At 73.6% G+C, this 607-nt stretch carries 1 protein-coding gene; it reads left to right on the top strand.

All coding sequences use genetic code 11. The features are described from left to right. Positions 1-162: 162 nt before the first annotated feature. On the top strand, positions 163-607 hold a 445-nt coding region (locus EAO70_RS37180), incomplete at its 3' end, for a cellulose binding domain-containing protein (RefSeq protein WP_187284219.1).

Genomic DNA, 607 nt, shown 5'->3' with positions numbered 1-607 from the left:
CCCCCGCCTCGCCCGCCCAACCTTTCGTAGCCCCGATGCCTTCCTTAAGCGGGTCCTAAGGATCCCCGCCCGTGTCCCCGGACGCCGGTTTGTCCCTTTCCCGGTCGCTAGCGTGCTGCCGCACCCCACTCACCACCCCCGGCACACAGAGGCAGGCACGCGATGGGCACCAGTTCGCACCGGCGCAGGGCGAGCGTCAGGACCAAGGCCGTCGGAGCGGTCGTCGCCGCCGCGGTCGTGGGCGGCGCCGCCTTCGCGCTCACCGGTACGGCCCAGGCCGCCTCGGTCGGCGCCGCCTACACCCGGACCAGCTCCTGGACCGGCGGCTACACCGGCCAGTACGTCGTCACCAACGAGACCTCCGCCGCCCAGACCGACTGGACCCTGGAGTTCGACCTCCCCGCCGGGACGACCCTCGGCTCCCTCTGGAACGCCGAGCACACCGTCTCCGGGCGCCACGTCACCGTGAAGCCCGCCGACTGGAACAAGCGGCTGGCACCCGGCGGGTCCGTCACCGTCGGCTTCACCACCAGCTCCGCCGGACAGGCGGGCGACCCCGCCGGCTGCCTCATCAACAAGGCGGCCTGCTCCGCCGGCGGCCCCGCCC

Origin of the sequence: Streptomyces sp. adm13(2018) (genome assembly GCF_008042145.1) — a bacterium.
In the GTDB taxonomy this organism is placed as follows: Bacteria; Actinomycetota; Actinomycetes; order Streptomycetales; family Streptomycetaceae; genus Streptomyces.
Note: the sequence above shows the minus strand (reverse complement) of the source record. Positions and strands in the feature narration are given on the sequence as shown.